This is a genomic window from Solwaraspora sp. WMMB762 (assembly GCF_049179115.1).
Lineage (GTDB): Bacteria > Actinomycetota > Actinomycetes > Mycobacteriales > Micromonosporaceae > Micromonospora_E.
This window is the reverse complement of sequence record NZ_JBMHMD010000001.1, coordinates 6,984,689-7,008,194: the sequence shown is the minus strand read 5'-3', so window position 1 is coordinate 7,008,194 and position 23,506 is coordinate 6,984,689. Positions and strand designations below refer to the sequence as shown.

Annotated in this window: 22 protein-coding genes; 12 read left to right on the top strand and 10 right to left on the bottom strand. The window is 71.4% G+C overall.

Annotated features, from left to right (window positions below; translation table 11 throughout):
• Positions 1–6: 6 nt before the first annotated feature.
• The 5 genes from ACN27J_RS31560 to ACN27J_RS31540 are packed head-to-tail and all read left to right on the top strand — an operon-like array spanning position 7 to position 3,425.
• Positions 7–324: a hypothetical protein gene (locus ACN27J_RS31560; RefSeq protein WP_421371799.1), complete on the top strand. Its 318-nt coding sequence runs from the start codon at positions 7–9 to the stop codon at positions 322–324.
• On the top strand, positions 311–628 hold the full coding sequence (locus tag ACN27J_RS31555) for a hypothetical protein (RefSeq protein ID WP_421371798.1): 318 nt from the start codon (positions 311–313) through the stop codon (positions 626–628). The genes ACN27J_RS31560 and ACN27J_RS31555 overlap by 14 nt, the downstream gene beginning before the upstream one ends.
• Positions 629–671: 43 nt before the next feature.
• Positions 672–1,304 carry a DUF998 domain-containing protein gene (locus tag ACN27J_RS31550; protein ID WP_421371797.1) on the top strand — a complete coding sequence of 211 codons (633 nt, stop codon included), beginning with the start codon at positions 672–674 and terminating at the stop codon, positions 1,302–1,304.
• A 10-nt stretch (positions 1,305–1,314) separates the two neighbouring features.
• Positions 1,315–1,890 (top strand): ArsR/SmtB family transcription factor, encoded by a 576-nt coding sequence (locus ACN27J_RS31545; RefSeq protein WP_421371795.1) that lies wholly within the window; start codon positions 1,315–1,317, stop codon positions 1,888–1,890.
• Positions 1,887–3,425: a serine hydrolase domain-containing protein gene (locus ACN27J_RS31540; RefSeq protein WP_421371794.1), complete on the top strand. Its 1,539-nt coding sequence runs from the start codon at positions 1,887–1,889 to the stop codon at positions 3,423–3,425. The genes ACN27J_RS31545 and ACN27J_RS31540 overlap by 4 nt, the downstream gene beginning before the upstream one ends.
• On the opposite strand, the gene ACN27J_RS31535 is transcribed toward ACN27J_RS31540, so the two are convergent.
• Genes ACN27J_RS31535 through ACN27J_RS31525 form a run of 3 tightly spaced genes read right to left on the bottom strand, consistent with a single transcriptional unit; the run spans position 3,400 to position 5,974 of the window.
• Entirely contained in the window at positions 3,400–4,350 is a 951-nt protein-coding gene (locus ACN27J_RS31535) for a glycosyltransferase family 2 protein (RefSeq protein ID WP_421371793.1), read from the bottom strand. The genes ACN27J_RS31540 and ACN27J_RS31535 overlap by 26 nt on opposite strands.
• Positions 4,347–5,177, bottom strand: a complete 831-nt coding sequence (locus ACN27J_RS31530; protein WP_421371792.1) for a sugar phosphate isomerase/epimerase family protein — start codon at positions 5,175–5,177, stop codon at positions 4,347–4,349. Before ACN27J_RS31530 ends, ACN27J_RS31535 begins: the two co-directional genes overlap by 4 nt.
• Positions 5,177–5,974: a hypothetical protein gene (locus ACN27J_RS31525; RefSeq protein ID WP_421371791.1), complete on the bottom strand. Its 798-nt coding sequence runs from the start codon at positions 5,972–5,974 to the stop codon at positions 5,177–5,179. The genes ACN27J_RS31530 and ACN27J_RS31525 overlap by 1 nt, the downstream gene beginning before the upstream one ends.
• A gap of 55 nt (positions 5,975–6,029) precedes the next feature.
• On the opposite strand from ACN27J_RS31525, the gene ACN27J_RS31520 reads away from it, so the two are divergent.
• From ACN27J_RS31520 to ACN27J_RS31510, 3 genes are read left to right on the top strand one after another with little or no spacing between them, the layout of a single operon-like run.
• Positions 6,030–7,175, top strand: a complete 1,146-nt coding sequence (locus ACN27J_RS31520) for an FAD-dependent oxidoreductase (RefSeq protein WP_421371790.1) — start codon at positions 6,030–6,032, stop codon at positions 7,173–7,175.
• Positions 7,154–8,200 (top strand): glycosyltransferase, encoded by a 1,047-nt coding sequence (locus tag ACN27J_RS31515; protein WP_421371789.1) that lies wholly within the window; start codon positions 7,154–7,156, stop codon positions 8,198–8,200. The genes ACN27J_RS31520 and ACN27J_RS31515 overlap by 22 nt, the downstream gene beginning before the upstream one ends.
• A gap of 22 nt (positions 8,201–8,222) precedes the next feature.
• Positions 8,223–9,902 (top strand): hypothetical protein, encoded by a 1,680-nt coding sequence (locus tag ACN27J_RS31510; RefSeq protein ID WP_421371788.1) that lies wholly within the window; start codon positions 8,223–8,225, stop codon positions 9,900–9,902.
• Between the two features lie 4 nt (positions 9,903–9,906).
• Here the strand turns inward: ACN27J_RS31510 and ACN27J_RS31505 are convergent, their stop codons facing one another.
• Genes ACN27J_RS31505 through ACN27J_RS31485 form a run of 5 tightly spaced genes read right to left on the bottom strand, consistent with a single transcriptional unit; the run spans position 9,907 to position 15,008 of the window.
• A complete protein-coding gene (locus tag ACN27J_RS31505; protein ID WP_421371787.1) occupies positions 9,907–10,746 on the bottom strand; it encodes a GNAT family N-acetyltransferase in 840 nt (279 codons plus the stop codon).
• A gap of 57 nt (positions 10,747–10,803) precedes the next feature.
• Complete coding sequence (locus tag ACN27J_RS31500; RefSeq protein ID WP_421371786.1) at positions 10,804–11,832, bottom strand: LacI family DNA-binding transcriptional regulator; 1,029 nt, start codon at positions 11,830–11,832, stop codon at positions 10,804–10,806.
• Positions 11,833–11,882: 50 nt separating this feature from the next.
• Positions 11,883–12,767, bottom strand: a complete 885-nt coding sequence (locus ACN27J_RS31495) for a carbohydrate ABC transporter permease (protein WP_421371785.1) — start codon at positions 12,765–12,767, stop codon at positions 11,883–11,885.
• On the bottom strand, positions 12,767–13,702 hold the full coding sequence (locus tag ACN27J_RS31490; protein ID WP_421371783.1) for a carbohydrate ABC transporter permease: 936 nt from the start codon (positions 13,700–13,702) through the stop codon (positions 12,767–12,769). The genes ACN27J_RS31495 and ACN27J_RS31490 overlap by 1 nt, the downstream gene beginning before the upstream one ends.
• Before the next feature lie 7 nt (positions 13,703–13,709).
• Positions 13,710–15,008, bottom strand: coding sequence for an ABC transporter substrate-binding protein (locus ACN27J_RS31485; protein WP_421371782.1), 1,299 nt, complete (start codon positions 15,006–15,008; stop codon positions 13,710–13,712).
• 181 nt (positions 15,009–15,189) lie between these two features.
• On the opposite strand from ACN27J_RS31485, the gene ACN27J_RS31480 reads away from it, so the two are divergent.
• The 3 genes from ACN27J_RS31480 to ACN27J_RS31470 all read left to right on the top strand — a co-directional run bounded on the left by ACN27J_RS31480 (position 15,190) and on the right by ACN27J_RS31470 (position 20,562).
• On the top strand, positions 15,190–17,193 hold the full coding sequence (locus tag ACN27J_RS31480; protein WP_421371781.1) for a beta-galactosidase: 2,004 nt from the start codon (positions 15,190–15,192) through the stop codon (positions 17,191–17,193).
• A 157-nt stretch (positions 17,194–17,350) separates the two neighbouring features.
• A complete protein-coding gene (locus ACN27J_RS31475; RefSeq protein WP_421371780.1) occupies positions 17,351–18,955 on the top strand; it encodes a glycosyl hydrolase 53 family protein in 1,605 nt (534 codons plus the stop codon).
• Positions 18,952–20,562 carry a glycoside hydrolase family 53 protein gene (locus ACN27J_RS31470; protein WP_421371778.1) on the top strand — a complete coding sequence of 537 codons (1,611 nt, stop codon included), beginning with the start codon at positions 18,952–18,954 and terminating at the stop codon, positions 20,560–20,562. The genes ACN27J_RS31475 and ACN27J_RS31470 overlap by 4 nt, the downstream gene beginning before the upstream one ends.
• A 102-nt stretch (positions 20,563–20,664) precedes the next feature.
• Here the strand turns inward: ACN27J_RS31470 and ACN27J_RS31465 are convergent, their stop codons facing one another.
• Entirely contained in the window at positions 20,665–21,549 is an 885-nt protein-coding gene (locus ACN27J_RS31465; RefSeq protein WP_421371777.1) for a PaaX family transcriptional regulator C-terminal domain-containing protein, read from the bottom strand.
• Between the two features lie 211 nt (positions 21,550–21,760).
• On the opposite strand from ACN27J_RS31465, the gene ACN27J_RS31460 reads away from it, so the two are divergent.
• Positions 21,761–22,825, top strand: coding sequence for a cellulose-binding domain-containing protein (locus ACN27J_RS31460; RefSeq protein ID WP_421371776.1), 1,065 nt, complete (start codon positions 21,761–21,763; stop codon positions 22,823–22,825).
• Positions 22,826–22,987: 162 nt separating this feature from the next.
• On the opposite strand, the gene ACN27J_RS31455 is transcribed toward ACN27J_RS31460, so the two are convergent.
• Positions 22,988–23,446 carry a DUF5980 family protein gene (locus ACN27J_RS31455; protein ID WP_421372645.1) on the bottom strand — a complete coding sequence of 153 codons (459 nt, stop codon included), beginning with the start codon at positions 23,444–23,446 and terminating at the stop codon, positions 22,988–22,990.
• Positions 23,447–23,506: the final 60 nt, after the last annotated feature.

Below are 23,506 nucleotides of genomic sequence, written 5' to 3'. Positions count from 1 at the left end.
CAACGGATGCCGAGAAACGACGGGATCGGCGGACTACCGCGACAACTACGCCGGCTGCCCGGCAACGCCGGGCCGCAGCACACCACCGCACACGATGACGTGATCACCCACGCCCGACGGCTGGTCACCCGGCACATGCCCCGCCGCAATGACGGCTGCCTGCCATGCGGGCAGGTGTACTGCCGGCCGTTCCGTAAGGCGCTGGCCTACCTCGACCGGCACCGGGACCCGGCGGCCAGAAGGGTCCGCGCGGTGCTGCAACTACACGGCCTGCAACCACCGGAAATAGTGCCGGAAAGGATGGACGACAATGAGCAACAGTGATCTTCCGGTCGAGGTCGGCGACGTGATCAAGATGTCGGAAACCGATTACCGGTACGGCATCGGCGCGCTCCGACTGCGGGTGCAGCACGTGGGCGACGTGTCGATCGAAGACGGGATCCGATGGGTGCAACTGATCGGCGCGCAGATCAATTTCGACGGTCGGGACGGCGTCACCCTACACATCCAGGCCCGGCTGGTGGCGCTGCTGCGGCCGGGCGCGGTGATCCGGCCGGTCCGGCACCACCGGCCGGCACCACCGGCACACCCGGCGGGCGGGGACACCGACCCGGGCTGGCGCACGTGACACCGCAACCACGTGAGCCAGGACCACGTGACACCGTAAGCAGGTGAGGCGTACCAGGTGGTGGGCGGTCGGGGCGGCGGTCGGCGCGGTCGGCGGCGCGGTGACCGTGACGGTCGCGGTGGTCGCCGGTCCCGGTCCGGGACTGCGCGGGTACGTCAGCGAGTCCGGGGTCGGCGACAGCGGCTCCGTAGTGGCGTACCAGTCGGGGCTGCTCGCCCTGGCGGTGAGCCTGCTGCTGCTCGCCGGGGCGCTGCGCCCGGTCCGCGCCGCCGCCCGGCTGCTGGTCGCGGCGGCCGGTGCGACGACGGTCTCGGCGACTGTGTCCTGCCGGGACGGCTGCCCGCTGCCGCCGCACGATCCGGTCACCGCGACCGACCTGGTGCACGGCGGGGCCAGCATCGTCGCCGTCGCCTGCTGCGTCTTCGCGATGATCGCCGTGTTCTGGTCGCCGGTGTCGACCTACCGGCTGCGCCGGCTGGCGCTGTTCGGGGCCGCCGCCGCGCTGCCGCTGTCCGCCGCGGTCGGGCTGGGCATGCTGCTGGTCGGTGGTGGGCTGCTGGTCGGCACGCTGGAGCGGCTGCTGTTGCTGCTGATCGTGGCGTGGTGCGTGGCGACGGCGGGGCAGGTGGCCCGCGACCCGACCCACTCCGATTGCAGAAATTACGTAACTACGTAATAGTGGGGTGATGGCTGAGCCGGAGTTGACCGAGCGGGTCGCCGCCCTGGAGCGGACCGTGCAGGACCTCGTCGCGCGTCTCGACGCCGACCGAGCCGTTGACGCCGACCGAGCCGTTGACGCCGACCGAGCCGTTGACGATGCGCCGACCGGCCCGAACGCCGGCGGACCGGACACCGGCAACCCGTTCTGGGCGCTCGACGGGCTCAAGGCCCAGGTCGGCGGCACCCCCGGCGCGGTGCTCTACACCGGCACCGTGACCCTGCCGACCGGCGAGCACTACGACTGGCAGTACGGGCACACCGTCGACGACCTGCTCGACACCGACTGGACCGGGTACGCCGACACCCTCACCGCGCTCGCCCACCCGGTGCGGCTACTGCTGGTCCGGCACATCCTGGCCGGCACCCGGACCGTCGCCGCCCTGGCCGAGGTCGACGGGCTCGGCACCACCGGTCAGCTCTACCACCACCTGCGGCAACTGGTCAGCGCCGGCTGGCTGCGCACGTCGACCCGGGGGCAGTACGCCGTACCGCCGGAGCGGGTCGTCCCCCTGCTGATCGTCCTGTCCGGAGCACACCGGTGACCCCGGTCCGTAACCGCGCTCTGATCGTCGCGCCGGCTGTCGCCGTCGTCGGCGGGCTGCTCGCCGCGCTGATCGCGCCCTGGCCGGCCCGCCTCGGCGACGCCGACAGCGGTGACCTCGGGCTCGCCGCCGAGGTCCGCGCGGTGATCGACGACCCCGGTGGCTACCGGGGTCTGGCGGTGGCCCGGATCGCCGACGGGCAGGTACGGGTCGCCGGGCTCGGCGACCGGGCCTCCGGTCTGACCGGCGGCGACCCGGTGCGGCCGGACACCCCGTTCGAGATCGGCTCGATCGGCAAGACGCTGACCGGGATGCTGCTGGCCGACCAGATCGCCGCCGGGCAGGTCGACGGCGACACCACGCTCGCCGAAGCGCTGCCCGGTCAGGAGTTCGCCGACCCGGCGGTCGGGCAGATCACCCTGGCTGAGCTGGCCAGCCACCGGTCCGGGCTGCCCCGGCTGCCGACAGTCGGCGCAACCGCGACGCTCACCATGACGCTGGGGGCGCTGCGCGGCACCGACCCGTACGCCGGTCTGGACGTCGACCGGATCCGCGCGGCGCTGGCCCGCGCCCGGGTCGGCGACGGCCGAGGCGAGGTGCACTACTCCAACTTCGGGGCGGCGCTACTCGGCATCGCGCTGGCTGAGCAGGCCGGGAGTGTTGGAGAGGCCGACGCCGGCTCCTACCCGGCGCTGGTCGAGCGGCGGCTGTTGGACCCGCTCGGCATGGGCGACACCGGCTACGCCCTCGACGGTGCCGAACCGCCGGCCGGTGCGGCGACCGGATCCACCGCTGGTGGCCGCACCACCGACCCGTGGCAGGGTTCCGGGCTGGCCGGTGCCGGCATCGGCCTGTGGTCCACGGCGCCGGACCTGGCCCGGCTGGTCACCGCGTTGCTCGACGGCTCCGCGCCCGGCGCGGACGCCGCCCAACCCCGGTTCACCGCCGACGACGACACCCGCCGGATCGGCTACGGCTGGTTCACCACCACGTACGACGGTCGGGCGATCACCTGGCACAACGGCGGGACCGGCGGTTTCCGGTCGTACGTCGGCTTCGACCCGGCCACCGGCGACGGCGTGGTGGTGCTCGGCAACACCGACAAGGGTGTCGAGCCGATCGGGCTGGCGCTACTCGGGGTGGCCAGCGACAGCGACGCCGCCGGGGCCGGGCCGCTGCTGATCGGCGTCACCGTGGTGTTGCTGCTCGCCGCCGCGGTCACCCCGGCGGCGACCGCGTTCGGCGGCCGACGTCGGTGGCTGCCGGTCACCGACCGGCTCAAGGTGATCGGCTCGGCGTCGACCGCGCTGCTCTACCTGCTGATCGGGTACCTCGCCGGCGCCTGGCACGACGTGTGGGCCGGCTGGTGGGCGGTGGCCGCCGGGCTCGCCGTCGGTGGGGTCGCGGTCGGGGTGCTGCGCTGGCGGCGGCTGCCGGTGACCGGGTCCGGCCGGCCGTGGCTGCGCTGGACAGGGCTGGTGGCCACCGTCACCGTCACCGCCGTCGCGCTCACCCTGACCCTGCTGCTGGCCTGAGCTCCGCCGGGCGTCCGCCGCTGGCTTGGTCAGGTACCGGGTCGTAGCGGCCGGTGGCGGCGCGGGCGGCGACGGCCAGCAGGTCCAGGTTCCCGGACCAGCCTTTGATCTTGGTCGGCACCGCTCCCGCCGGGTAGGCGCGGGTCACCGGCACCTCGCAGACCCGCAGCCCCAGCCGGGCCGCCCGCACCGGCAGGTACGCCAGCAGTTCGTACGCGTCGAACACGTCCCGGAACACGCCCACCCGGGGATCGGCGAGCAGCCGGGCCGAGTGGCCCCGGAAGCCGTTGGTCGTGTCGGTGTACCAGGTCCGCGCGCCGGCCGACAGCATCGGCGCGTGCAGCAGCCGGATGCCGAGGTACCGGGACCAGGGCGTGTTGACCGCCACGCCGCCCGGGACGAACCGGGAACCCTGCACGTAGTCGTACCCGGCGTCCAGCCGGTCCCGGAACCGGCCGATCGCCTCGACGCCGTCCTTGCCGTTGCCGTCCACGGTGACCACCCCGTGGTAGCCGTCGTCCAGGGCCGCGGCGAAGGCCATCCGCAGTTGCGCGCTGAGCCGGCCCGGACCGCGTTTGACCAGCACCGACCGTACGCCGTTGGCGGCCAGGAATTCGTCGGCGAGGGACCCGTCCGTACTGCCTCCGTCGGCGATCAGCACGTCCAGGCCGTGACCGTGGTCGTGCATCCGGCGCAGCTGCGCCCGCAGCCGTTCGCCTTCGTTGAGTACCGGCACCACCACCGCGTACCGGCTACGCCGGGGGGCGAAGTCGCGTCGGTCGTGGCGCGGGATCCGCCGGTCGTGGTTCCGGGAGAGCGCCGGCACCGGGTCGCCTGGCACCTGGTCGTCTGGTACCTGCTCGTCTGGTACCTGCTCGTCTGGTACCTGCTCGTCTGGGACGTCGAGCTGTCGGGTGCCGGTCATCGCCGCTCACCACCGCACAGTGCCACGGCGTACCGGGCGGCGCGATCGACGGCGGCGAGCGGGTCGACGTCCGACGGGCGCATCTCCACGCTGAGGTACCGGTCGTAGCCGACGGCCCGCAGCGCGGCGACAAAGTCGGCGTGGGCGCGATCAGGGTTGCCGACCGCCGCCAGGTCGGGCTCGCTGAGATGGGCGTGACGCAGCAGCGGAGCGAAACTGTGGGCGCAGGCCGCCGCGTCGTCGCCGGCCAGCGCCATGCAGGCGGTGTCCAGGTGCAGTCGCAGCCCCGGCGAGTCGACCGCCGCCACCAGCCTCGCCGCCTCCTCCGCCCGGACCAGGTAGTCGGCGCCGTACTCGGCGGGGTTGGCCTCCAGGCACAGGCTCGTCCCGGCGCCGTGTGCCCGGCGGGCCAGCCGGCCGAAGACGTCGGCGGCGATCCGGTCCGCCATCTCGTCCGGCAGGCCGTTGCGTCGCCGGTTGCGCGGGCTGCCGAAGACCAGGGCGGTGGCGCCCATCGCGGCGCACAGGTCGATCACCCGGCACAGGTACGCGACGAGGTCCTCCCGGCGCGGCCCGAACACCGTGAGTTCGGGGCGTCCGTACAGCAGGGACTGGGCGGCGACCACCGGCAGGCCGGCGCGGGCCCATGTCCGCCCGTACGCGTGTGCCTGGTCGAGGGAGACCTCGGTCAGGTCCGGCCAGATCTTCGTGGGTGCCACCTCGACGCCGGCGACCCCCGCGTGGCGCAGCAGGTCGGCGACCTTCTCGTCGTCGGCGGGCTGCCAGGCGATGTTGCTGACCGCCACCTTGATGGTCGACTCGGACATCACGCCGCCACCCGCTCCCCGGCCGGTCGCGCACCCGCCGCCTGGCTGTCGGCGAACTCGCGCAGCCGGGCGATCGTCTCGTCGCGGCCGCTGACGTACGGCCCGTCGGCGCCGAACACGGCGGCGTGCCGGGTACGCATGTCGTAGTCGACCCGGGCCACCGTGTCGCAGGTCAGGGTGCGTCCGAAGACCTGCTGTGCCACGGTCTGCGCGGCGAGCGGCTCGGTCGCCAGATTGACCACGCTCAGTCCGGCGGCGACGGCCCGGTCCAGGTCGGCGGTGAGTCGCCGCAGGTCGTAGAACTGGAACGTCGAGTCGCGGTGGCAGAACTCCTCGGTCCGCCCGGTCGCCAGGTCGTAGACGAGGTTCTTGCGCAGGTCCGGCCCGAACAGGGCGGGCAGTCGGACCACCAGGCTGCGCGGGTAGTGCCGCTGGACGAAGCGTTCCAGCCGGATCCGGTTGTGGCCGTACGCCTGTGGATGGTCGGCCGGTTCGACGGACGTCGTCTCGTCGACGCCCTGCGGCTGGGGGTAGACGTCGATGGTGGAGATGAGGACGGCCTCGTCGGCTGTCGTGGTGCGCAGGTGGGTGGTCAGGGCGTCGATCGCGGCGCGGTCGGCGTCCGGGTCGGCGTTCGCCCGCCATTTGACGCCTGGCGCGGCGCTGATCACCAGCCGGGTGAACCGCTGCCCGTCGATGGCCGCGACGGTGGCCCGGTTGACTTCGAGCTCGTAGCTGCGTTGTCGGGCCAGGTTGCCGCCGACGAAGCCGGTGTGGCCGACCAAACCTGTGAGCATGACTCACCTCTCGCTAAGCGACAAATCGGGACAAGATGGATGCTAGCTTTCTGCCGTGAGCAGAGGGGGTATTTCTGTTGATACGCTCATATTCGGCGCGGGAGTCTTCGGACTGTGGGCCGCCCGGCGGCAACTCGCCCACGGCGAGTCCGTCGCGGTGGTCGACATCGACCGGCGACCGCTGGTCCGGGCCAGCCTGATCAACCAGGCCCGCGGCCACAACGGCTACCACTACCCGCGCAGCGTGTACACGGCCCTGCGGTCAGCCGGCTACTACGAACGGTTCCTCCGCGACTTCCCCACCGCGGTCAACCACCACTTCCGAAGCGTGTACGCGATCGCGACGGAAGGTTCCTTCGTGGATGCCGCCTACTTCGAGAAGTTCTGCGCCACCGTCGGCGTGCCGGCCAGTCGGATCGACCCGGCGGAGTTCTTCCTGAACGGCACCGTCGAGGCTGCGTACGAGACCGATGAGTTCAGCTTCGACGCACCGGCGCTGCGGACGGAGCTGCTCGCCCGACTCGACGCCTTCCCGGGCCGGCTGCGGTGGTTCCTCGGCGACACCGTCGTCGAGGCCGGACGCGACGGTACGGTCTGGCGGGCGACGCTGCGCTCCGGCACCCAGGTGGAGGCCGGCGCGGTCGTCAACGCGACCTACGCCGGCACCAACGCCCTGCTCGCCACGTTCGGCCTGCCGCCGGTGCCGCTCAAGTACGAGCTGTGCGAGATGGTGCTGGTCGACGCCCCGGCCCACCGGGACGTGGCGGTCACCGTACTCGACGGGCCCTTCTTCTCGCTGATGCCGTTCGGGCACACCCCCTGGCACAGCCTCAGCGCCGTGGCCTACACCCCCCGCCTGACCAGCACCGACACCCTGCCGACGTTTCCCTGCCAGCGCCGGACGCCGGACTGCGCGCCGGCCGCCCTGGCCAACTGCGGGACCTGCCCCGCCCGGCCGGCCAGCGGCTACCCGTACATGCACACCCTGACCCGCCGTTTCCTGCCGACAGCCGGACAGCTGCGCCAAGCGGAGAGCCTGTTCACGGTCAAGACCGTGCTGCGGACGGCGGAGGTCGACGACTCCCGTCCGACCCTGATCCGGACCGAGAGCGAGCACCCGCCGTTCGTCACGTTGTTCAGCGGGAAAGTCAACACGATCTACGACCTTGATGAGGCGCTGTGGCGTACCAGACCTTCGTGAGCTTCGTGCTCTACTGCCGCGACGAGTCGAACCTGGACAGTTTCCTGGCACAGGTGGGGCCGTGGCTGGCCGGACACTTCGACCTGCACGAACTGGTGGTGGTCGACGACAACTCCACCACCGATGCCACCCCGCTGGTACACGGGTGCGCGACCCGGTACCAGTTCAACGCGGTGGTGGTCCGGCTGGCCCGGCGGCACGGCGTGGAGGCCGGCATGAAGGCCGGGCTGGACCGGGCGATGGGTGACTGGATCTTCGAGTTGGAGAGCCCGACCGTGGACTTCCCGCTGGACACCCTCGCCCGGATGTACGAGCACGCCACCACCGACGGCTGCGACATCGTCACCGCCAGCGGCGACGACGGGCCGCTGCGCAGCAGGGTGTTCTACCGCCTGGTCAACCGGTACAGCGACCTCGACACCCCGCTGCGGACCGAGCGCCTGAGGCTGACCTCACGGCGCACCCTGTCGGCGATGCTCGCCATGCGGGAGAAGGTCCGCTACCGCAAGGCCCTGTACGCGATCCTCGGGCACCGGCACGAACACCTGCGGTACAACCGGACCTCGGTGGACAATGTCGCGCGTCGGCGGCTCGACCGGGAGACGTCGAGCCTGGCCTTCGACATCCTGCTGTCGTTCTCCGATTTCGGGCCACGGGTGGCGCACCGGCTGTCCCTGACGTTCGGCGCGCTGTCGCTCGCCGGCATCGCGTACGCGGTCGCGGTGTTCCTCGTCAAGGCCGACCCCGTCGAAGGATGGACCACCCTGGCGATCCTGGTGGCCGGCGGATTCACCGGCCTGTTCCTGATCCTCGGGGTGCTCGGCGAGTATCTGGTCCGGATCCTGGTCGAGGTGCGGGCCCGGCCGACGTATTCGGTCCGGGACGTGGTGGTGTGCCAGCCGGCTGAGACGCCCGGCCGGACCGCCGGACCACCGGGGCCGTACCTGCACGAACAGGTAACCGACGCACCTGCCCGGCAGACCGCGCCGGGCGACCGTCCGGCGACGGTCGGGGCGCGGGCGTGAGCACGCACACCCGGCTCATCCGATGAGCACACTCACCGCCCCGCACACCGGACGACCGACCGGCGGACCGACCAGCGCACGGGTTGACACCGGGCGGACCCTGGCGGTGCCCGGCTGGCTGCCCGCCGCCGGCTGGCCCGTGCTCGTCGGCGTACTGGTCGTCCTGCTGGCGTACTACTGGGACGGCCCGCCGTACAACCCGGACTCGTGGCGCTACTACGAGCTGTCCCAGACCCTCGGCGGCGACTTCTTCCGGATCGCCTCCCGGCACAGCTACCAGTCGACCGAGCCGTACTCGATGGGTTGTGGTCCACTCTGGCCGATCCTGGTCGGGGTCACCGCCGCGCTGACCGGCACCGGGCCGCAGGCCGGTCTGCTGGCCGCCGCCGGATGCGTGCTGGCCATGGCGGCGGTGCTGTCGGTGCTGGGCCGGCGCATCGGCGTACCCGGGCTCGGGCCGCTCGTCACGGTGGGCCTGCTCGGCTTCGTGCCGTTCCTCGACGAGATGATCACCGCGCGGACCTTCCCGCTGGCCGGGCTGCTGCTCAGCCTGTTGATCCTCGCGCTGGTCAGCACCGACCAACGAGCGGCGACGGCCTGGCCGGCCGCCGGGGCCGCCGCCGGCGGCCTGGTGCTCACCCGGCCGGACACCCTGCCGGCGGTGCTGCTCCTGGCGGTGCTGCTGGTCGTGATCCGCCGCCGGGACTGGCGCTGGCTGGTGCCGGCCGGTCTGGTCCTCGCCCTCGTGATGTCGCCGTGGGCGGTCTACGGGCTGGCCCACTTCGGAACGCCGTTCCCGGCGGACAACCGGATCATCGCGATGGCCGTGCCACAGCTGTACGTCACCGACGTGATCGACGTCGATCAGCTTCCGACCGCCACCGACGACCCGGTCGGCTGGCTGGCCCGGCTCGCCGGCAACGCCCCGGCGGCGGTCCTGCAGGCGGCCAAGGCAGCGGTGTGGGCACCCACCGTCGTGGCCACCACCGTCGCCGCCGGCCTGCTGCTGCTCCGCAGCCGCGGACTGCAGCTGTTCCGCAGCCGCGGACTGCAGCTGCGCCCGCGCCGCAGACCGCTGCGCCGAGGATCGCGGTGGTTGTCGGTGAGCCTGGCCGCGCTGGCCGCCTGCACCGCACAGGTCGCCTTCTCCGAGATCAGCACCGGGTACCTGAGCCGGCGCTATCTCAGCCTGGCCGTACTGCTGATGCTGCTGAGCGCCGTCGCGCTGATCTGGCGGACGCCGGCCCCGGCCCGGCTGGCCGGGCGGCGTACCGGGCACGTCGTCGGCGTGCTGCTGCTGACGCTGCCGGCCGGCTGGGCGCTCGGATACCAGCTCACCACCGTGCCGCCGGACCCGGAAAGCCTCACCGGTGGCGTCGTCGAGCAGGAGCTGCGGCGGTGCCGCAGCGACGGGACGCTGACCATCGTCACCAGCACGGAGGTCGGCCGGCACAGCGCCCTGACCGGCCGGCCGACGGCCTTCTTCCCGGACAACTTCGCCGACATCCCGGTCGCGCAGCGGCGCGACTGGATCGCCACCTGGGGAATCGACCAGCTCTACCTGCTGCCGCTGCCGGCGGACGCCGATCCGCAGACCGTCCAGCGCCACGACGAGCCACGGTCGTTGCTCGCCACCGCCGCCCGGGTGACCCCGGACCCGTGCGCCACGGCGGGCCGGCTCTACCAGGTCTCGCTCGAATAGCCGCTCAGAACAGGACGGTGGCAAAGGAGCCGACCCGGCGGAAACCGCACCGGTCGTAGACCCGGCGGGCGGCGGTGTTGTAGTCGTTGACGTACAGGCTGACGGTCGGCGCGACCCGGCGCAGCGCGTCGCGGACCACCGCCGCCATCGCCGGGGTGGCCAGCCCCCGGCCGCGCCACACCGGATCGACCCAGACCCCTTGGACCTGCGCGGTGTGCCGGGTGACGACGGCCAGCTCGGCCTTGAAGACCACCGTGCCGTCGACGATCCGGGCGTACGTGCGACGGGCCCGGACCAGCTCGGCGACCCGACGCCGGTAGCCGCGCCCGGCGTCCTCGGCGACCGGGGAGACACCGACCTCCTCGGTGTACATCGCCACCGCCGCCGGGAAGAGCAGGTCGATCTCGTCGGGCCGGACCAGGCGTACCCCCGGGTCAGCCGGCACCGCCGGCGGCCGGTCGGCGATCAGCAGCGGCTGGTCGGCGCGGATCTCCCGGGCCGGACCCCACTGCCCGCCGATCCGCTCCCACAGCCCGAGCACGGCGTCGGCCCGACCGACGATCGACGAGCAGACCCGTTCCTCGATGGCGAGCCGGTCGGCGAACGCCGCGACTGCGGCCGGCGAGGCGTGCACCGGGGTGAGATGCCCGCCGAGCCAGCACAGCGACTCGAGTTGGCGGCGCGGCCCGTAGCCGAAGACCCGGCCGTCCGTACGCCACCAGGCCAGTCCGCGCGCGGCGATCCGCTCCGCGACCTGCGGCGCGGCATAGGGGTCGAGGTCGAGGATCCGCTCCACCGCCCCACGCTCGGTCTCCCCGAGCTGCCGCACCGGCACCGTCAGCACAGTTACCAGCCTGCCAGATGCGATGCCGCCCGGCAGACCCGATCCGGGCACCAGGGGTCAGGCGCTGCCACGCACCACCAGTTCGGTCGGCAGGATCACGGCGGCGTGTGAGTCGCCGGCCAAGTGGCCGAGCAGCAGCCGGACCATTTCGGCGCTGATCCGCCCCAACGGCTGGCGGATGGTGGTCAGCGGCGGCAGCGACGCGGTGGCCACCTCGGAGTCGTCGAAGCCGCCGACCGCGACGTCCTGCGGCACCCGGCGGCCGGCCCGGTGCAGCGCGGCGATCGCCCCGGCGGCCATCAGGTCGGAGCTGACGAAGACGGCGTCGAGGTCGGGGGCCTGGCGCAGCAACTGCTCCATCGCCGCCTCTCCCCCGGCCCGGGTGTAGTCGCCGGTGACCACCAGCCGCGGATCGGTGTCACCGAGCACGTCGTGGTAGCCGGCGAGGCGCTCGACCCCACCCGGGGTGTCCAGCGGGCCGGTGATGGTAGCGATCGTCCGGTGCCCCCGGGAGCGCAGATAGGAGACCATCTGCCGGGCGCCGTCGCGGTCGTCGGCGGCGACGTAGCTGACGTCACGTTCGTGGCCGAGTGGTTTGCCGCAGACCACGAACGGCAGACCCCGCCGTTTCAGCTCGTCGATCAGCGGGCTGCCGGCGTGGGTGGAGACCAGCAGCGCGCCGTCGACGTGGCCGGCGGTGACGTAGCGGCCGACCCGTTTGCGGTCCTCGGAGGTGCCGGCGATGGTCAGCAGCAGGGTGATGTCGCGTTCGGCGAGGGCCTGGGTGCAGCCGCGCAGCAGGGCGTTGAAGTTCGGGTCCTCGAAGAGCCGGTCCTGCGGCTCGGACAGGATGAACGCCACTGAGTCGGACCGCTGGGTGACCAGGCTGCGGGCGTGCTGGTTGACCACGTACCCGGTCTTGCGGATGGCCCGTTCGACGGCGTCGGCGGCCGGGCCGCTGACGTTGTGCCCACCGTTGAGCCACCGCGACACGGTGCCCCGGGACACCCCGGCGACTGCGGCGACGTCGTCCATGGTGGGGCGGGCCCGCGCGGGGCGGGCCCGGTTACGCTCGGTTCCGGCCACGGTCACATTGTCTTCCTTGTACCTTGATCGATCTCACGCCTCGATCGCGCTCATGCCTTGATCGATCCGGACAGCAGGTCGATCCGCCAGTACCGCTGCAGGGAGAGGAAGAGCGCCACCAACGGGATGATCGACAACAGCGATCCGGTGATCACCAGACTGTACAGGGCCGGGGTGGTCGAACCCTGGTTCAGCAGGGTGTACAGGCCAAGTGTGACGGGAAACTTGTCGTCGTCAGCCAGCATGATGAACGGCAGCAGGAAGTTGTTCCAGATCGCCACGAACTGGAAGAGGAACACCGTGATCAGGCCGGGGATCATCATCGGCACCGCGATCCTGCGGAAGATCCGGAACTCGCCGGCGCCGTCGGTACGGGCCGCCTCGATGACGGTGTCCGGCACCGCCGCCGCCGCGTAGATCCGGGCCAGGTAGATGCCGTACGGGCTGATGATGCTGGGCAGCAGCACCGACCAGTAGGTGTCGGCCAGCCCGATCTTGGCCAGCAGCAGGTACTGCGGCACGGCGAGGATCACCCCGGGCACCAGCACCCCGGCAAGCAGGGTGTTGAAGATCGCCGACCGGCCGACGAAGTCGTACTTGGCCAGCGTGTAGCCGCTGAGCCCGGACAGCGCCGCCGAGGCCAGCGCGCCGACCCCGGCGTACAGGGCGGTGTTGGCGACCCAGCGCCAGAACTGCCCGCCCCGGTACGCGGACAGCTCGGCGATGTTGGCGAACAGCGCGTCGCCGGGGGCGAAGGTGAAGGTGCTGAACAGGCTGGACCCGCTCTTGGTGGCGGCGACCAGCACCCAGGCCACCGGCAGCAGGCAGTAGACCGCGCCGATCAGCAGCACGATCGTCGGCACCAGCTGCGGCCGGGTCCGGTGCGGTCGTCGGCGGCCGGCGGCCGCCGCCGGCTGCGGATGGGCGGTCGCCATCACCGCTCCTGTCCGAAGGCCCGCCGCTGCACCAGCCGCAGGAAGCCGAACGACAGCACCAGGGTGACCAGGGCGACGATCACCGAGGTCGCGGCGGCGGCGTACCGGTCGTCGGTGGCGAACGCGTCGCGGTAGATCTTCATCAGTGGGGTCCAGGTCGACGAGATCGAGTTGGTCAGCGGGCGCAGCGTCATCGGTTCGCTGAACACCTGCAGGGTGGCGATCATGGTGAAGACGGTGGTCATCACCAGCGCCGGGACGAGCAGCGGGATCTTGATCCGCCAGGCGATCTGCAGTTCCGAGCAGCCGTCGATGCGGGCCGACTCGTACAGCTCCGCCGGGATCGCCCGCAGCGCGGTGAACAGCACGATCATGTTGAACCCGACGCCGCCCCAGAGCGCGATGTTGACCACCGCGTAGAAGACGGTGCCGGTGCCGAGCAGGTCGGGCTGCGGGCCACCGAGCCAGCCGAGCGCGTCGTTGAGTGGGCTGGTGGCGGGCAGGTAGAGGAACCCCCAGAGCAGGCTGGCGATCACCGCCGGCACCGCGTACGGCAGAAAGATCGCGACCCGGCTGACGCGTTGCAGGCCGACCCGGGGACGATCCAGCAGCAGGGCGAACAGCAACGCCAGGCCGAGCATCACCGGCACCAGCAGCGCGCCGTAGCCGAAGACCCGCAACGCGCCGGTCAGCAGCGTCGGGTCCGCCAGCGCGGCCCGGTAGTTCGCCAGTCCGGCGAAGACCTCGGTACGTGAGCCCCGGCCCAGGCCGAGGCCGGAGACCTGCACCTTGCGCAGGCTCAGATAGACGGCGTACCCGATGGGTAGCAGGAAGGTCAGCACGAACAGCGCCACCGCCGGGGTGAGGAAGACGTACGGCACCGCCGTACGTCTTCCCCGGCGGCCGCCGCTGCGGGTCCGGACGGCCACAGGCATCACTGGCTCATTCCGCGATCGAGAAGCCGTTGTCGCGCATGTCGCCGACGGTGGCGGTCTGCATCGCGGCGACCGCGTCGACGAACGGCGTACCGTCGGTGATCGCCGCCGCGAACGAGTCCATGTACGTCTGGTAGGTGACGTTGACGTTCGGCCCCCAGGTGAACCCGGCGGCGGTGTCGGCGATCTCCTGGGCGAGGGCGTAGAAGTCGGGCTGGTTGGCGAAGAACGCCGGTGGGTCGGCCAGCGCCGGTCCGGTCTGCGCGTCGCGGGCGGCCGGGTAGATGGCGGATTCGCGCACCAGCAGTTCGGTGGCGGCCGGGTCGGTGTTCATCCAGGTGGCGAACTTGACGGCGGCTTCCCGGTGCGGGGACTTCTCGGTGACCCCGGTGGACGAACCACCCCAGTTGCCGGTGACGTTTGCCCCGGCGGTCCACTGTGGCAAGGGTGCCATCTCCCACCGGCCCTCGGTGTCGGCGGCGTTGCCGGCCAGCACACCCGGCCCCCAGATGGCGCTCGGCCAGGCCAGCAGGGTGCCGTCGTTGAGCGCCTGGTTCCACTCCGGGGTGTACATCGGCTGGTCGTCGACCACGTCCTCGGTGACCAGGCCACCCCAGAACTCGGCGACCTGCCGGGTGGCCGGGTCGTCAACGGTGACCCGCCACGCCTCGCCGTCGATCGCCCACCAGGCGGCACCGGCCTGCTGGGCCAGTCCGGCGAACCAGCCCGGGTCGTTGGCGGAGAACGTGGTCAGGTAGTGGTCGGTGGTCTGCGCCCGCAGGTCCCGGGCGGTCTGGGCGAACTCGTTCCAGGTGGTCGGTACGGTCAGGCCGAACTGCTCGAACAGGTCGGCGCGGTAGTAGAGCATCATCGGCCCGGCATCCTGCGGAATGGCGTAGACGGCGTCGGTGCCGAGGGTGACCTGCTGCCAGACCCCGTCGGCGAACGCGCTCTGCGCGTCACCGGCCAGGTCGGCGATGTCGGCGAGCACGTCGTTGCTGACCAGAGTGGGCAGCGACTGGTACTCGACCTGGGCGAGGTCCGGCGGGTTGCCGGCCTGGTTGGCGGTGAGCAGCTTGGTGACGATGTCGCCGCCGCCGGCCTGCTTACTCAATGTAACCTTGATGTCTGGATTGTCCGCGTTCCAGGCGTCAACGACCTGCTCGATCTCGGGAGCCCAGGACCAGAACGTCAACTCGACCGGGCCGTCGTCGCCGGAGTCGGAGCCACAGGCCGCGACCAGGCTGGTAGCAAGGCTGGCGGCGAGCGTCGTGACCATTATCTTCGCGCCGAGGGAGCGTCTCATCTCAACCTCTCATCTCTCACCCGTCATCGGATGGTGATCAGGGGGAAACATCTGTGAGCGCTCACAGTCTTGGTGCCCACTCCATCTGTGTCAAGAGCCACATTGGGACTGCCTTCGCTGCTCCTACATGTGCAATCATGCCGTTACATCGTTGGGAGCGCGTACAGTTTCGGAGCGTCACATGGTGCAGAGACCACCGATCCCCCGGCTCGACCAGCTGGCGTACGGCGGGGACTACAACCCCGAACAGTGGCCGGCCGAGGTCTGGGCCCAGGACGTGGCGCTGATGCGCGCCGCCGGCGTCAACCTGGTCAGCGTCGGGATCTTCTCCTGGGCGCTGCTGGAGCCGGCCCCCGACGAGTTCGACTTCAGCTGGCTGGACAAGGTGCTCGGGTTGCTGCACGACGGCGGGATCCGCGTCGACCTGGCCACCCCGACCGCCGTACCGCCGGCCTGGCTGCGTCGCACGCACCCGGACACCCGGCTGGTCGACCGGACCGGCGCGGTGCTCGGCGGCGGTGCCCGGCAGTCGTTCTGCCCCAGCTCACCGGCGTACGCGCAGGCCGCAGCCCGGATCACCGAGGCGATCGCCGCCCGGTACGCCGACCACCCGGCGCTGGCGCTGTGGCACGTGCACAACGAGTACGGCGGGGTCAACGCGCTCTGCTACTGCGCCGGCTCCACCGAGGCGTTCCGCGACTGGCTGCGCGGGCGCTACGACGACGACCTGGCCGCGCTCAACGCCGCCTGGGGCACCAGCTTCTGGGGCCAGCGCTACGGCGACTGGACGGAAATCGAGGCACCGACCGCCGCACCGACCGCCGTCAACCCGGCCCAGCAGCTGGACTTCCTGCGCTTCTCCTCCGACGCGCACCTGGCCAACTTCCGCCGCGAGCGCGACATCCTGCGCCGGCACACCCCCGACGTGCCGGTGACCACCAACTTCATGCTGGCCAACTGCAAGACGTTGGACTACTGGCGGTGGGCCGACGAGGTCGACGTGGTCGCCAACGACCACTACCTGCAGGCCGAGCGGGCAGACAACGTCATCGAGCTGGCGATGTGCGCCGACCTGACCCGCTCGGTGGCCGGCGGCCGGCCGTGGCTGCTGATGGAGCACTCCACCTCGGCGGTCAACTGGCAGCCGCGCAACATCGCCAAACGCCCCGGCGAGCTGGCCCGCAACAGCCTCGCCCACCTGGCCCGCGGCGCCGAGTCGGTGCTGTTCTTCCAGTGGCGGGCCGCCCGGTTCGGGGCGGAGAAGTTCCACTCGGCGATGGTGCCGCACGGCGGCACCGGCACCCGGATCTGGCGTGAGGTAGTCGCGCTCGGCACCGAGGTGCTGCCCCGACTTGACGAGCTGCGCGGCACGACGGTGGTCGCCGACGCGGCGATCCTGTGGGACTGGCAGTCCTGGTGGGCCGTGGAGCTGGAGTGGCGGCCCTCGGTCGACCTGGACTTCCGGGAGCGGGTCGAGGCCTGCTACGAGCGGCTGTGGCGCGACCGGTTGACCGTCGACTTCGCCCACCCCGAGAGGTCATTGGACGACTATCCCCTGGTGGTGGTGCCGAGCCTGTACCTGACCACCCCGGCGGCGGCGGATAACCTGCGCCGCTACGTCGCGCGCGGCGGCACCCTGCTGGTGTCGTACTTCTCCGGCATCGTGGACGCCACCGACACCGTGCACCCGGGGGCGTACCCGGGGGCGTTGCGGGAGCTGCTCGGGTTGACCGTGGACGAGTTCCTGCCGCTGCGTGCCGGCGAGACCGTGACCCTGGCGCAGGGCCTGACCGGTGACGTGTGGGCCGAGGCGGTGGAGCTGGCCGGGGCCGAGGCGGTGCTGCGCTACACCGACGGTCCGGCTGCCGGGGGCCCAGCGGTCACCCGGCACTCCTACGGCGCCGGCACCGCCTGGTACGTCTCCACCCGCCTCGACGCGGCCGCGCTCGGCTCGGTCCTGCCCCGGGTGTACGCCGAGGCGGGCATCGCACCGCCGGACGGCGTACCGGGCGGGGTGGAACTCGTCCGACGGTCCGGGCCGGCGGCCGACTACCTGATCGCGATCAATCACACCGGCGACGACGCGGTGTTGCCGGCCGCCGGGACGGAGCTGATCACCGGCGCGAGCTGCGCCGATACGGTAGCTGTGCCGGCCGGGCAGGTGCGGGTGGTACGCCGGGAGTGACGGCACCTCTTGACAGGGATCGGCAGTGATGATTCTGTGAGCGCTCCCAGTGTTACATCGTTGTGACGGGCTCACATCGGGCGCATTACCACCTAACAGCGGAGTAGTGCGACCGTAAGCGCTCCCAGAGCCGGTCCGTTCCGAGAAGGGCGCAGGCATGCGCATCCGTAGCCACCTGTCCGCTGCGGTCGCCCTGGCGACCGCCATCGCCATCGTCATCGTCACGCCGGGCGCGTCCACCGCAGGCCGCCCGTCACCGGAACTCGTCAACCCCGGCTTCGAATCCACCGACGACCTGGTCGCCCCGGTCGGCTGGACCGAGACCGGCGACCGCGACGCCTCCTACGTGGAACCCGGCGGACGCACCGGCGACCAGCGGCTCAGCCACTGGTCGGCGGCGGCGTACCGGGTGCAGACCCGCCAACAGGTGACCGGGCTGGCCCGGGGCACCTACACGCTACGGGCAGCGGTGCGCTCCAGCGGCGGTCAACGCTCGGCGTACCTCGAACTGGCCGGCTGCGGACGCGGCCCGGCGCAGCGGGTCGACCTGCCGCGCACCGGCGACGAGTGGTGGGTGGAGTTGGCGCTCAGCGTCACGGTCACCGCCGGCCGCTGCACCGTGAGCCTGGTCTCGGATGCCGCCGCCGGCCAGTGGGCCAACCTCGACGACGTCAGCTTCACCCGTACCGACGGCAGTGCAGGCCTGCCGGTGGCGATCGGCGGCGCCGACGTGTCGCACCTGACCAAGAACGAGGCGTACGGGGCCGTCTACCGCGACGCCCGTGGCCGCCCGCGTGACGCGCTGCGGATCCTGGCCGACAACGGCGTCAACTACGCCCGACTGAAGGTGTGGGTCGACCCGGCCGACGGGTTCAGCGACAAAGCGGACGTGCTCGCCAAGGCGAGACGCGCCAAGGCGCAGGGCATGAAACTGATGATCGACTTCCACTACTCCGACACCTGGGCCGACCCGGGCAAGCAGTACAAGCCGGCCGCCTGGGAAGGGCTGGACTTCGACGAGCTGCGCCAGGCCGTCTACGACCACACCTACGACGTGGTCGCCGCGCTGCGCCGCCAGGGCACCCCGCCCGAGCTGGTCCAGGTCGGCAACGAGATCAACGGCGGAATGCTCTGGCCGGACGGCCGCTGGGACAACTGGGACGGCCTCGCCGCCCTGCTCACCGCCGGTTCCACCGCCGTCACCGACGCCTCGCCACGCAGCAAGGTGGCGCTGCACCTGGCCGAGGGCGGCAACAACGGCGGGCACCGCTGGTGGTTCGACAACGCCGTCGCATACGGCGTGCCGTTCGACATCATCGCCGTGTCGCACTACATCTACTGGCACGGGCCGCTGGGCTACCTGCAGGCCAACCTGTTCGACCTGACCGCCCGCTACGGCAAGCCGGTGCTGGTGGCCGAGACCGCGTACGGGTTCACTCTGGACGAACACGACCACGAACCGAACATCTTCACCGCCGCGTTGGCCGCCGAGGGCGGCTACCCGGCGACACCGCAGGGCCAGGCCGAGGCGTTGCGCGACATCGTCAACGTGGTCGCCGCCGTACCGGGCGGGCAGGGGCTGGGCGTCATCTACTGGGAGCCGACCTGGACCGCCGTCGACGGCGCCGGCTGGGATCCGGCCGACCCGACCTCCGGCGACGGCTGGGAGAACCAGGCACTGTTCGACTACTCCGGCAAGGCGCTACCCGGCCTGCGGGTCTTCGCCGACACCGTGGCACACGACAAGGGAGGCAAGCGATGACCATACGTACCCGTGGATTTTTCGGACGCGCGGCGCTCGCGCTGGTCACGGTGGCCGCGACCGGCGCGGCCGCGTTCGGTGTCGGCCTGGCCGGCGGTACGCACGGCACCGCGCACGCCGCCACGACGCTGACCAACGGCGGATTCGAGGCGGGCGGTAGCACCGAGACCCCGTCCGGCTGGGGCGAGTACTCGTCGACCGGGCACACCGGCGCCAGCTACACCGAATGGGGCGGACGCTCCGGCAACTACCGGCTGTCGCACTGGGCGTCGGGTGCCTACCAGGTGGAGACGTACCAGTACCTGTCCGGGCTGGCCAACGGCAGTTACACCGCGCGGGCCTGGGTGCGCTCCGGCGGCGGGCAGTACGAGGCGTTCATGGCGCTGCGCAACTGCGGCGGCACCGAGGCCCGGGTGGCGATCCCGACCACCGGCAACTGGACGCAGATCTCAGTCTCCACGACGGTGACCAACGGGCAGTGCACGGTCAGTTTCGTCTCCAACGCCCGCGCCGGGAACTGGATCAACGTGGACGATGTGGAGTTCACCGGCGGGTCGACCGGCAACCCGGGCGTACCCGGCGGTTTCATGGTCGGCGCCGACTTCTCGACGTTGGCCAAGAACGAGGACCGGGGCGCGGTCTACCGCGACGCCGCCGGCAACCAGCGGGACGCGGTGCAGTTGCTGCGCTCGGCCGGCGTCAACTACGCCCGGTTGAAGGTGTGGGTGAACCCGACCGACGGCTACAACAACAAGGCCCGGGTGCTGACCATGGCCGCCCGGGCGAAGGCGCAGGGGATGCGGCTACTGGTCGACTTCCACTACTCCGACACCTGGGCCGACCCGGGCAAGCAGTACAAGCCCCGGGCCTGGGCGAACTACAGCGTCAACCAGCTGCGCGACGCGGTCTACAGCCACACGTACGACGTGTTGAGCGCATTGAAGGCGCAGGGCACCACCGCTGACATGGTGCAGGTCGGCAACGAGATCAACGACGGCATGCTGTGGCCGGAGGGGCGCAGCAACAACTGGGCCAACCTGGCGACGTTCCTGACCGCCGGGGCGCAGGCGGTCAAGGCGGTGGACGGCTCCACACAGGTGATGCTGCACCTGGCCGAGGGTGGCAACAACAGCCAGCACCGCTGGTGGTTCGACCAGGCCACCTCGCGCGGGGTGCCGTTCGACGTGATCGGGGTGTCGCACTACCTGTACTGGCACGGCTCGATCACCAGCCTGCGCACCAACCTCAACGACCTGGCGTCGCGCTACCAGCGGCCGGTCGTGGTGGTGGAGACCGCGTACGGGTTCACCACCGCGCAGAATGATCACGAGCCGAACATCTTCAACTCCTCGCTGGCCTCGGCCGGCGGCTACCCGGCGACCCCGCAGGGCCAGGCCGACGCGCTGCGCGCGGTCTTCGACGCGGTCAAGGCGGTGCCGAACGGGCGCGGCCTCGGCGTCTTCTACTGGGAACCGACCTGGACGGCGGTATCCGGTGCCGGCTGGGATCCGGACGACCCGTCATCGGGCAACGGCTGGGAGAACCAGGCGGTGTTCGACTACTCCGGTCGGGCGTTGCCGGCGCTGGCCGTCTTCGGCCAGGTCTGACCCGCCCCGGTCCGACTGTTTCGTCGGGCCGACGTCGCCGCACCGGTCCGGGTCCCGGCCGCTCGACTGTCCGGGACCCGGACCGCCAATCGTCGTCCGACGCTACGACGCTTCCTGGCTGATCCGTTCCCACTCGTGGATCGCCGCGGGTTCCCATCTGCTGTGCCGATCGTGGAACAACCGCACGGCGCGTTCGCCGATCCACGGTGCGGGCAGCAGTTCCGCCGGCAGCACCGGGTCGATCAACGGCAGCCGACGCCAGGTGTGGACGAGCCGGGTGAACCGCACGATCGGGTCGTCCGCCTGCGGGTCGGTGAACTCGTCGATGAACTCCTGATAGGCCCGTTCGATGCCGGCGAGGTCCCACGACTGGCGGACCAGACTCGGCAGGTCGCCGCCGCCGAGATGCTCGGAGAGGAAAATCTGCGCCTGCTCGTAGGCGCCGGCCTCGCGTAGGAGGAGCTCGACCTCCTTGACCCGTCCGGTGTGCGTACTGATCCATGCCCCGGGTGCGGGCCGTCCGAAGCCCAGCCAGCCGAGCCTGGTGTGCAGCAGGTGCCGCACCGGCCGGTCGCCTTCCGGAACGCGGGCCAGCAGGAGCAGCCAGCGGCGGTCCCAGTCGTCCTGGGCACCGGTGAACCCGAGGATCCGGCCGGCACCGATGTCGAGGAACCGTGCGAACGCCGGGCTGAGTCGCCACCAGGTGTATCTGCCATCGCGGTGGGAGGTCAGCCAACCGTCCGCCGCCGCCCGCACCAGCGACTGCCGACAGGCGGCCTCGGCGACGCCGAGCCGACCGAGCACGTCGATGAAGGCCGACGTCGGTGCGGCGTGCCGGGTCGGACGGACGTAGTCGCCGAGCACGGTGATCAGCAGTCCCCGGACCCCACCGGTGCCGGCGGCGTACCGGCGGGAGAGCACGAACCGCTCCCGGGACGCGCTGCCGAACGGATTGGGTGTGGCGTCGTCCGCTCCCGGTTCAGTCATGCCTGAATCGTGATCCGCTGATCCAGCGGCTGCCGACGGCGCTTCGCATCGGGCGATTGTATGGCCGGCCCGGTCGGGGCCGGCTGGGCGGCCGCACCGGCACCCGCCCAACCCGGCGTCATTTGACAAAACTATTGACCTACGGCACGCATCTGTCACATGCTTACATCGACAGACATCCATCGATTGATGAGTTCCCAGGAGGCTAGCTGTGCGTTCGCACCACCACAGAGCAGGAGTCCGCCTGTTCGTCGCGGTCGCCATGTCCATAGCGGTCACAGCCGCCGTCAGCGCGGCCGTGGCGGCACCGGCAGCTGCCGCCCCCGGCTGCCGCGTCACCTACTCCGTCAGCTCACAGTGGCCCGGCGGCTTCACCGGCAGCATCGACATCGCCAACATCGGCGACCCACTCAGCAGCTGGTCCCTTACCTGGACGTTCAGCGCGGGTCAGCGGGTGACCCAGGCGTGGAACTCGACCGTTTCGCAGAGCGGGTCCCAGGTCACCGCCCGCAACGCGGCATGGAACGGCAGCCTCGGCACCAACGCAAGCACGAACATGGGCTTCAACGGCTCGTGGACCGGCAGCAACCCGGCACCGACGAACTTCGCGCTCAACGGCACCGTCTGCAACGGCACCACCCAGCCGTCGCCCACTGTCGGTCCGACGGGCAGCCCGACCCCCAGCCCGAGCCCGAGCGCCAGCCCGACGCCCAGCCCCAGCGTCAGCCCGACCGGCGGGCCACCGGCGGCCCGCTCGATGGGCTTCATCGGCTGCTCGATGGCGGAGAACGTATCGCAGGGCTACGTCGCGATCGGCGGCCAACGCATGTGGGGCCCATACGGCACCGGCGGCGCGGTCGTGCAGTCCTGGACCAACACCAACTCCAGCTCGTGGCAGGCGTTCGACCGGCAGGCCGCCCAGTACGGCCGGCCGACCGCCGTATGGGTGCAGATCTGCATCTTCGCCCAGGCCGGGGCGACCTACAACGAGGTGCGCCAGCTCATCGCCAACGCCCGTCAGCACGCGGCCCCCGGCGCAACGATCTACATCTCCGGGCAGCCGCTCTACGACCCCGGCCAGACCTGTTTCCTGGCCGGCGCCAACGGCCCGGAGCTGACCGACAGCCTGGCCCGGCAGGCCGGCAACGACGCGTCGCAGAACGTGGACTACGTCGGGACCTTCCACCTACGCAGCAACGAGGTCTCCGACGGCTGCCACGCCAACACCGCCGGCCAGCAGTCCCTCGGCCGGCAGGCACTGGCGTACTGGGGTTAGTCGGCGGTCCAGGCGACTGACCTGGCCACGCGAGTCGGCGGCCACAGCGGTGCCTCGGCACACCTGCCGGTGCCGAGGCACCGCCCCGGTAGTCCCGCGATCGCCGAGTCGCTGCCCGCCCGGTGAGTCACCACCCGTGGCGGGCGGGCAGCGAATGTCGGCTCAGCAGCCCCAGCGCTCCTGCGCGCGGATCAGGATCGGCATGGTCTGGGTGCTCGACCCGTCGGTCACCGTCATCACGGCCGGATAGTCGCCGTAGTCCAGTGGCGGCAGGTCCACGCTGACCCAGGCGGTGCCGATGTACCGGTCGCCGTTGTCCCTCGGCGCGATCGGCGGGTGCGGCAGGCTGGTGACGGTGCCCTCGGGCAGGCCCTGCACGTCGACCTGCAGCGGCGTCGACCAGCTGCCGGCGATGAAGCCGACGAAGTACGTCCAGTACGGAGCGTTGGCCGGAATGCAGGCCTTCTGCTGGTAGTCCGACAGGTCCCAGGTCGCCGCCGCGCCGGCGGTGACGGACCCCGACGCGGCGGTGTCGGCGGGTGCTGCGGCCGCCGGGCTGGCGGTCACCATCAGCGCCAGCCCGGTCGCCACGGCGAGCATCAGTCGGACGGTACGGGACATCGATCTCACGACGAGCCTCCCTTTGATCCTCTACTTTGGGCAGCCTCCGACCCCAGCACC